The organism is Acinetobacter sp. AS167 (assembly GCF_037152175.1).
GTDB lineage: Bacteria > Pseudomonadota > Gammaproteobacteria > Pseudomonadales > Moraxellaceae > Acinetobacter.
Genome location: NZ_JBBCMP010000005.1, coordinates 239,246 through 248,026, shown reverse-complemented (window position 1 = coordinate 248,026; position 8,781 = coordinate 239,246). Strand labels below are relative to the sequence as shown.

8 protein-coding genes are annotated in these 8,781 nt (G+C 37.5%); all 8 read left to right on the top strand.

What is annotated here, in order from left to right; genetic code table 11:
- Positions 1–564: transposase (locus tag WFN33_RS11500; RefSeq protein ID WP_336953261.1), on the top strand; the 564-nt coding region annotated here is incomplete at its 5' end.
- A gap of 505 nt (positions 565–1,069) precedes the next feature.
- Positions 1,070–1,927 (top strand): energy transducer TonB, encoded by an 858-nt coding sequence (locus WFN33_RS11495; protein ID WP_336953259.1) that lies wholly within the window; start codon positions 1,070–1,072, stop codon positions 1,925–1,927.
- Positions 1,928–1,968: 41 nt separating this feature from the next.
- Positions 1,969–2,565: a biliverdin-producing heme oxygenase gene (locus tag WFN33_RS11490; RefSeq protein WP_004721344.1), complete on the top strand. Its 597-nt coding sequence runs from the start codon at positions 1,969–1,971 to the stop codon at positions 2,563–2,565.
- Positions 2,566–2,596: 31 nt separating this feature from the next.
- Positions 2,597–3,022 carry a YbaN family protein gene (locus WFN33_RS11485; protein WP_004721341.1) on the top strand — a complete coding sequence of 142 codons (426 nt, stop codon included), beginning with the start codon at positions 2,597–2,599 and terminating at the stop codon, positions 3,020–3,022.
- On the top strand, positions 3,001–3,477 hold the full coding sequence (locus WFN33_RS11480) for a Fur family transcriptional regulator (RefSeq protein ID WP_336953255.1): 477 nt from the start codon (positions 3,001–3,003) through the stop codon (positions 3,475–3,477). The genes WFN33_RS11485 and WFN33_RS11480 overlap by 22 nt, the downstream gene beginning before the upstream one ends.
- Before the next feature lie 284 nt (positions 3,478–3,761).
- The gene (locus tag WFN33_RS11475) at positions 3,762–4,283 is read left to right on the top strand and encodes a sigma-70 family RNA polymerase sigma factor (protein ID WP_004721334.1); all 522 of its coding nucleotides are present in this window, start codon (positions 3,762–3,764) and stop codon (positions 4,281–4,283) included.
- Positions 4,284–5,297 (top strand): FecR family protein, encoded by a 1,014-nt coding sequence (locus tag WFN33_RS11470; protein WP_336953254.1) that lies wholly within the window; start codon positions 4,284–4,286, stop codon positions 5,295–5,297.
- A gap of 274 nt (positions 5,298–5,571) precedes the next feature.
- Positions 5,572–8,703 (top strand): TonB-dependent receptor, encoded by a 3,132-nt coding sequence (locus tag WFN33_RS11465; RefSeq protein ID WP_336953253.1) that lies wholly within the window; start codon positions 5,572–5,574, stop codon positions 8,701–8,703.
- Positions 8,704–8,781 lie beyond the last annotated feature (78 nt).

The window sequence follows — 8,781 nt, the reverse complement described above, 5'->3', positions numbered from 1 at the left end:
AGTCTTGCGAACGACTTAAAACGTGAACAAAATCGTTTGGAAAAAGCAAACTCCACTCTAATAGTTGTACCAATTTTAAAGTCTATTAAGACTAATATTAAATCATTAACTAGGCAAATTCAGAATCTAGATACACAAATTCAAAACCATATTGATCAAGACCATGAGCTTAAACGTGATCAAAAGCTTCTTGAAAGCATTCCAGCAATTGCTGAGCGTACCAGTTTATTAATGCTTGTTTTTTTACGTGCTCATTCTTTTGAAAAAGCTAGCCAAGCTGCTGCATTTGTGGGTTTAGTTCCCATTCATAGACAATCTGGTAGTTCTGTGCTTGGAAAAAGTCGCTTATCTAAAGCCGGTTCACCTAAAATTCGATCGGGTTTATATATGGCTGCCATTGTTGCAACTCGGTACAATCCTCACATTAAAGAGTTGAGCGAACGGCTCTTAGCGAAAGGGAAAACTAAAATGGTAGCGATTGCTGCTGCTATGCGAAAGTTAATTCATCTTTGCTATGGTGTTCTTAAAAACCAACAATCTTATCAGGCAAATTATAAGGCATGAATCCTTAAATAATTTGCTTGACAGTTAAGACGGTATCTTTTCATCTCTGAAAAGTGAGGCATCGCCTACGCAAAGATATTTAAACTTTGAATGTAAGAAGTGGCAGTGTAAACTTTTTTATAACCAAATAACTTTTTACATATATCTGATTTAATACAAAATATTAATTAATGGCAATAATATTCATGTGTCTGAGTTTTTTTACAGGTTGACTTACTTTGAATAGATATGGTCAGTTCCCCGCATTTTTATCGTCAAATTGCCTCTTCTAAACCATTCTTATTTACATTTAATTACATTTCTCATTAGGCATTTTTGCCTTCTCATTCGTCTATATAGATAAAGGCAGTGTTTTTTAATTCACAGCAATTGATCTGATAGACGAAGCAGGAAGGACTCATGAACAGTACAACGCAATACAATAGATTGAGCAGACAAGAAAAGCATAGGGTCTTATTCAGCACTCAGCAAATGCGCTACATTTATTTGCGCTGTATCTAAGCCTATGTCTGCTGTAATTCTCGCTTCAAATGATAAGCAAAAATACTCTACGCTTTGTGGGGTAGTGATCAGTCATATATTGTTGTTATGGTATTTGTCTTATTTAAAAACAGATGTTCGTATTGAATCACATTCAGTTGAAAATGCGATTCAAATTCGTTTTATCAGCTTGAACAAAACCGATGTTGTACAACAGAGCAGTACCAAGCTGCAGAAGGCATCAGAGCAAGCTGCAACGCAATCAAAAGCACAGCCTCAATCTACAGTAGCAACAGCGGTACAACATCAACAACAGGTAAAAGTGATAAACAGTACTGAGTCAAAAAAGTTGAAGATGGATCAAACAACACAACAGACAACAAAAGCACAAGAAAAAAAACCAACCGATCAACAGACGGAAAGTAAATCTGAATCAAATCGTCAGTCAACGCAAACATTCACGGAAACGAAATCATCTACGAATAGTGAACAGACTGTTACAGGTCAGTCAAATGAGATAGCCAAACGTGCAGGCGGTGAAGCAGGCAAAGACAATAAAAAAGAACAAAACGCTGCCTCTACTTCTCAACCACAGCAACCGCTTCCCGTGAGTCGGGTCGATGTACTCAGCTTTGGCAAGCTTAATTACGATGATCGCGAATTGCAAAACCAGCAGCGCTTGTTGGTTCTCACCATCAAAATCAATCCACAAGGGCAGCCGATAGATGTCAGAGTAAAGCAAAGCTCAGGCATGAGTAGTTTGGACGAAAGAGCTATACAAGCTGCACAAAAAGCAAAATTTAAACCACATATTGTCAATGGTGAAGCATTGGCAATCGTGGTGGATTTTCCCATTCAGCTTAAGCTTGGTCGTAATCGCTGATTGGATCATTAAACAATGAAAAGGTTTATTTAGGAGTTTTTATGAACGCATCAACAGAAAAAGTGATCAGCAGTAGTTTAATGCAACGCTTGAAACAAGAAACACTGGCAGAGCATGAACGTATGGAAATCTTGATGCAGCAATCAGGCGCGTTTGAGAGTAAAGAAAATTATGCGCAATTCACCCTGTCGCAATATTATTTTCAGAAAGATGTTGAACATCTTTATCAAGATTCACAGGTTGAACAATTGATTCCCGATTTAGATGTGCGTGGGCGTTCCGATGCAGCTTTACAAGACTTGGCTGATTTAGGTTTAACGCCTCAGCAGCAGGGTATTGCAACCGATGAAATTAGTTTTCCACAATCTTTGGGCTGGATTTATGTTTCAGAAGGTTCAACCTTAGGCGCAGCATTTTTACTCAAAGAGGCTCAGGCTAGATTTGGCTTTAATGCTGATTTTGCTGCACGTAACTTAGCAGCATATCCAGAGGGGCGTGGTTTAGTGTGGAAGCGTTTCAAGCAAACCCTAGATGATGCAAATTTTAGTTTAGAGGAACAGCAATTGATTATTGAGGGGGCTATGCAAGGCTTTCATCGTTTTGGTGAACTTTTAGCACAATTAAAAACACTGAAATAAATAATTGATGATGGATAAAGGAAATCAAGCAATGAAGCAAACGGGGTCAGAGACCAATCTAAATACCAGTATTTCTATGTCGGAGCCGAGACTTGCGAAGTCATGGTTGGTTCGCTGGATCTGTATTGCACTGGCGGGGTTATGTCTGGTCTTAGGGACGATCGGTTTGGTGGTTCCTGGTTTGCCTACGTTTGATTTTTATTTTTTGGCAACGTTGTTTGCTGCAAAGGGTTCGCAACGAATGCATCAGTGGATTGTTAATAATAAAGTCATTGCTCCGATTTTACAGCAATGGCAACTCAAACGAACTTTGCCCGTAAAAGTAAAACTATTTTCTTTGGCCAGTATGAGTGTGGCTGCTGGCATTTTAATTTGGACTGTGCCTCATCCATGGGCAGTAGGGACCATTGTTTTGATGATGGTTTGTGTGCAATTGTGGATGTGGTTAAAAGCATAAATGAGGATAATCTCAGGATGGAAATCTTTGAATATTATAAAAATACTGAAGAACTTAAACGCTTGCTGTTGCAAGCAAACTTAAAAGTAACCACAACACGATTAACTGTACTGAATATTTTAAGAAATGCACAACGAGAGCTGACAGCAGCCGAAATTTTGTATAGTCCAGATTTAAAAGTGAAAAAATTATCTTTTGCTGGTGTCTATCAAACCCTGAAACAGCTTGTTAAAGCAGGATTGTTGGTTAAATTTAAGCTGGGCAGTGAACAAGCATTATATTCATTCAAGGGAAGTCAAACCAATATGAGAATATATTGTAAAAAGTGTAGTCAGTTGCAACAAATTAATGATGAGGCTTTAGAGCAGCAAATTCGAGGACTTATTTTAGAACATTGTGCAAGTTCATATCATCTGGTTATAGAAAAACCCTCTTGTCCTTATTGTAGTCATTAAAACAACATGTCAAAGGGGAAGATTATTTTATGATAAAAATATCCATAAAATTAAATAATAAATCGGAATTTACACTGAATGATAACCAAGATATTGAGGTTCAATGTGTATTAACGATTGATAATTTAGCTTTATTTTTTAAGTATATTAAATGATCAAATAGAACATAAGGATGTACATAAACTAAAAAATAATCATATATACGGGGATTTTCTCTCAGGGTGTCTTGACATTTAAATGATAATTATTATCATTTAAAAGACCATCAAAGAGTTGATCCTATTGTGAACAAAAATCCTGCATTTGTAGATCAATTGTACCGTAACCACCAATCTTGGTTGCATCAATGGCTTAGAAAAAAAGTAGGCAATAGTGAGCAAGCCGCAGATTTGGTACAAGATACGTTTATTAAAATTCTGCAAACGCGTGATGAACTTTTTGGAGTAAAAGAACCTCGTGCATATCTGGTGACTATTGCCAGAAATTTAATGATTGATCAGGTACGCCGTAAGCGCATAGAGCAAGCCTATCTGAATGAATTAAGCCAGATGGAATATATGCTGGATACAATTCCTTCACCAGAAGATCAGCTTCAAGTTGTTCAAGCGATTGACCAGATTTGTCAGGCTTTGATACGCGTCTCTGAAAAAGCACAACAAGCTTTTGTGCTCCATTATTTTGAAGGTTTAACCCATAAAGAAATTGCAGAAATCATTGGTGTTTCAACCAAGATGATTCAAAAATATCTAGCAACTTGCCTTGTGCAATGCTACGCACTGAAACAAGAGAAGGATTTGTTTGAGTAAATGATTGAAGAAGAGAAGAGTAAGCAAAAATTAATCGAAGAAGCAGCGGAATGGATTGTGCTGCTGAGTAGCGATGATGATTTACTCAAAAGAACAGCGCAATCAGATTTTGATGCTTGGAAAATCAAGAGTCCACAACGCCAAAAAATTGCTCAAGATATCGAGCAATATATTACTTCGATTCAAAAATTGGTACAGAATCCACAACAACAGAAAATGACCCAATCTGTCTTAAAAACAGGTTTACATAGTGCCCGTAAGCAAAAAAATATGCGCTATGGTGGAATTTTAACGGTGATATTGTGTTGTGTAGGGGGTATTTATAGTTATTTTATTTATCATCCAGTGTCATATCTAACCGCTAATATTAAAAATCATGCGGGAGAATGGGCAACCCAAACTTTAGCAGATGGTTCACAACTTAAACTCAGTGGTCAGAGTGCGGTTAATCTAGACTTCTCAGCAAATCAGCGTGTTGTGGAGTTGGTTCAAGGGGAAATATTTGTAGATGTGGCCAAAGACAAAACCCGTCCTTTTATTGTCAAAACCCAACATGGTCAAATTGAAGCATTGGGAACTGCATTTAGTGTTCAATATCAGCCAGACGCGACTGGGCTTAAAATGCTACATTCCAAAGTGAAAGTGCAGTCCTCGAAACAAGACGAAGATCAAACCAAAGCATCTTCTGTGATTGTGACAGCAGGGCAAGAAGTCATACTTGATCGAAATGGTATACAACCTATACATACTTTTAATTTATACAATGAACAGCAGAAATGGAATCAACGGCATTTGATTGTTGAAAATATGTCTTTGTCAAAAGTGCTAAATGAGTTGAATCGAAATAGTAAAGAAAAAATTATATTTAACGCTACCAAGTTAGAGCAAATTAAGGTCAATGCTGTATTGCCTTTAGATCATACCGAAAGCGCCTTGCAACTATTAAGCAGTGTGTTCCCTCAGTTAAATGTCTATCAAATCACCCCATATTTCACAGTTGTGACTTTGCAATAAACAGCATGATTTAAGCACTTGGTTTGAATCATGCTGTTTAGCTTTAAATTAGACCTAAAATTTTAGGATAAAATTCATATCGTTTTTAAAAATGATTGATAAATATGACAAATAATAATTTTGTGAAAATAAAAGATAGATAATTTAAATTTATTTTGAATAAACGGTTCCACTTTTTCATTTCTTGTACGTCATAGTAAGTAGAAGCAAATATTAGGAATACATTTAATTTAATATATTGAATGATTCTTATTTACATTTACTGGGGCGTAAAATGAGTGAAGCTGTTTGCGGTCAAAAGCATCCAAAATATTCTTTCAAAGTGACATCATTGGCATTGGCGATTCATCTCGTTTGTGTTGGTGTGGCAACAACATTCGCGACACAAAGCACTTATGCGCTCAGTACAGAAACGCAGTCATATCATATTCCAGCGGGTTCACTTGCCAGTGTTTTAAATACCTTTGCTGAGCAAGCGGGTACCTCGATTGCAATTGATGCAAATCAGCTCAAAGGTAAACGTAGTCTAGGTTTAAGCGGGCAGTATAATTTAGAAAACGGCTTTCAACATATTTTAGCAGCAACCGAGTTTACTGTGGTGAAAGTTGGAAATGGCTATATATTGAAGCATGTGGATAAAGCTGAAATTAGACCCATACCAGTACAATCTCAGCCTATGACATCAGATCAAGAAAATGTCGTACAGCTTAGCCCAATGACTGTTTTTGGCACAGTCAGTCGCGATACAAAAGGGCAGAATGATGTTTATGATCAAGATATTTCTAGCGTCTATGCCAGCAAAGAGCAAATAGAACGATATAAAGGTGCTCAGCCAGCAGACTTATTTAAGGGAATGGTCGGAGTATACAGTGGTGATGCCCGAAATAGTGGTGCTTTAGATCCAAGTATCCGTGGTGTTCAAGGACCGGGCCGCGTTCCTGTCCTTATTGATGGCACAGAACAGGCACTCACTGTATGGCGTGGCTATAACGGTGCAAACAATCGTAGCTATATTGACCCTAATTTAATTGGTGGGCTACAAGTGATTAAAGGGCCTTCCATCACACGCAATGTAAATACAGGTGTCGGTGGCGCTGTCGTTATTCATACTCTAGCTGTAGATGATGTTTTAAAAGAGGGCAAAAATTTTGGTGGGGAAATAAAAATAGAGACCAGCAGCAATGCGGTGAAACCTCGAGAACCGCAATTACTCACCGGTCAAAGCATTTACGATAATCCAAATTATCCAGCTACAGGAACGGACTGGCAAGGCAATCCAGTTTTCGAGCCTTATTATGATCCATCCTTATTTAAATTAGCACGACAAAATAAAGAAAATAATATTTATTCAGGCGATGATGTTGCAACACGTATTGCTTTGGCAGGACGTAGTGATAATTTTGAAGTTTTGGCTGCTTATGCTTATCGTAATAAAGGCAATCATTTTGCAGGGAAAAATGGCAGTGATTTTTATGATAAACCTGCCACAGGACGATTTAATTACGTTCCATACCTTGCCAAAGTTTACCCAGGAGGTACAGAAGTTCCCAATACATCCCTTGAAACTGAATCTTATTTGTTGAAAGCGACATGGAAACCAACAGATGAACAGCGTTTAGAGTTTGGTTATCGGGACAGTTCAATTACCAATGGAGAAATTCTGCCTTCGCGAATTGCTTGGGGTGAGCTGGTAAAAAATAAAGCAGGGGTACCGCAATGGCCTTTAAGTCATATCGACTCTAAAGCCTATAATATGGAATACAAATATCAACCTAAAAACAATAATTTAGTCGATTTTTACGGCAATATTTGGCGGACAGATACCAAGAGTCATACCTATAGTTCAGGTGGATTTCCCAATGATACCAATACAAACTTAGGTGTTTTTGTGAACAGTGCTACTGCAAACTCAGACAACACCCGCCAAGGAATGACCTTGAGTAATAAGTTTAAATTGCTGTCTAATCTGGGCTTAACAGTAGGGGGAAGTTTTCAAAAAGAAAAACTCAGTTCAGATGATATTTATAAAGATCCGAATATTAACGGAACAAATTTGGGCTATAGGATGCTACCGCGAGCAGGCGAACGAGAAGAGAAAGAGTTTAATTTTAACTTTGACTACCAACCTATCTCATGGCTGAATTTAAGTGCAGGTGCAAGATATCAAAATTATTGGGCATTTGATGATTTTCTCAATGAACGAGTCAATGCGGGTGATCCTCAATTCAGCCTGATTAAAAAAGCCACAGCATTAAACATGACTTATTATACAAAAAGAGCAAATATGACCCCTGCACGAGAACAACAATTAAGAGAAATGTTTGATGCAGAAGCTTTGGCTCAGGGGTGGACGGAAGAATATAAGCAACAGGAATTAAAAAGAAGTCTATACGCTAAACAGAATACGATCGAATATAAAAAGGATAGTCGTGGAAAATTAACCATTGCCAATAATCCATTTTTAAATGGTACTTTGGTGGAGGGTAGGGATTATGGATATTATACGGATGGCACTCCAAGTGGTTATGAAGATATTGATTTAACCAAAACAGGTGTGCAAAAAAGCAAAGATCATGGTTGGACACCGACAGCTTCAGCAACGGTAAACTTTAGCCCCAATAGTAGAATGTATTTGCGCTATAGCGAAGCGTATAGAATGCCAAGTATGTTTGAAAGTACGCTCGGGTTTTCTGGAACCTTAAGTGGTTATAAGTTAGAACCAGAGCATGCATCGAATTATGAACTTGCCTACGTTCATAATTTATCAGAGTTATTTAAAAACAGCAGCTATGCAGATATTAAATTGGCTTATTACTATAACAAAACCAAGAATGCGATTGAGCGTAGTCCAACTTTAGCATTTAGTAATATCGATAGTCTTACTACAGAAGGCTTGGAACTGCAAAGTCGTTTTGACAATGGGCGTTTCTTTACTGACTTAAGTGCCAATTATCGTTTTAAGAATAAAGTGTGTGATGAAAATTCAGCAATGCTTTTAGGAGCGAATCACCAGTTTTCATTAAATCGTTGTGTAGATGATGGATTTGTAGGGGGATATTTGGTCAGTATGGCAACCCCAAAATATTCAGTAAATTTGACACTCGGTGGGCGATTCTTTGATCAAAAACTCGAAGTCGGAACGCGTGCAAGTTATCACCATAAGTATGAAAATCCTGAAACGAAAAACTATAACGATTTAGAGATGAGTTATTACGCGAATACGCCTTTGGCATGGAATTCAATGACCATTTTAGATGCTTATATTAATTATCGGTTGAAACAAGACACCTTATTTGAATTGGTGGGGACTAATCTCACTGATGAATTCTATATTGATCCATTAACTCGTTCGGCAATTGCAGCACCAGGTCGAACATTTAAGCTAAGCATTAGCCATAAGTTTTAAAGGAATTTATAGGTAATGAACTGAATTTATTGTCACTTAGTGGGCAATAAATGTGTGGTAAGAATAAGACTTGTACTC